A 791-nucleotide genomic window follows, 5' to 3' on the forward strand; every position below is an offset into this window, starting at 1 on the left:
GGCGGCTTGCTGGGTGCTGGATCTGTTGTTTCATCTGTCCGCGTCACCGCGTTATTTGCATGCACTGGTGGTGCTTGCGGCGGTGCTGATACTGATTATCGGTGGACGTATTACCCCGGCGTTTACACGCAACTGGCTACAGGCTCGCGGCCGGGATAGCGCCCGGGTGCGCACCATCCCCTGGATGACGCCGGTGGGGCTGGCCCTGGCATTGCTGGTCGCGTTGCTGGTGGCGCTCAACATAAAAGGGACGCTACTGGCGGTGCTGGCGCTGGCCGCCGCGATAATGGCATTGCTGCGATTGGCGGGCTGGTCGTCCTGGCAGATCCGCGATGAGCCGCTGTTGTGGATTTTGCACCTGGGCCATGTGTGGGTAGTGCTGGGCTTTGTGCTGCTGGCGCTGGCCCAGTGGCATTGGGTGGCGCCGACCAGCTGGCTGCATGCTCTGGGGGCGGGTGCCATGGGCACCACTATCATGGGCGTCATGACCCGTGTGGCGGTGGGGCATACCGGCCGTGCCATGGTGCTGCCTCCCGGCGGTATCCTGCTGTATGCACTGGTGCTTGCGGCGGGCGGTTTGCGGGTGCTGACAGCACTGGGCTGGTTGCCCTGGCTGTTCGGGGTGTGGTTGTCGGCGGGGCTATGGAGCCTGGCCTTTGCCGGCTTCCTGCTGCTTTATGGGTCGGTGCTGACACGGTCGCGGGTGGATGGCAAGCCGGGATGATAGGGTGGGTAAAACAGCAACGGCCGGAGGACAGACTATGCACTGGCTGAAACGATGGCTTGCCCCC

At 64.2% G+C, this 791-nt stretch carries 1 protein-coding gene; it reads left to right on the forward strand.

The genetic code is table 11. The annotated features are described in order from the left end of the window. A partial coding sequence (locus tag A3730_RS06030; RefSeq protein WP_197477327.1) for an NnrS family protein occupies positions 1 to 724 on the forward strand: 724 nt, incomplete at its 5' end. Positions 725 to 791: the final 67 nt, after the last annotated feature.

This window comes from Alcanivorax sp. HI0044, from assembly GCF_001634945.1.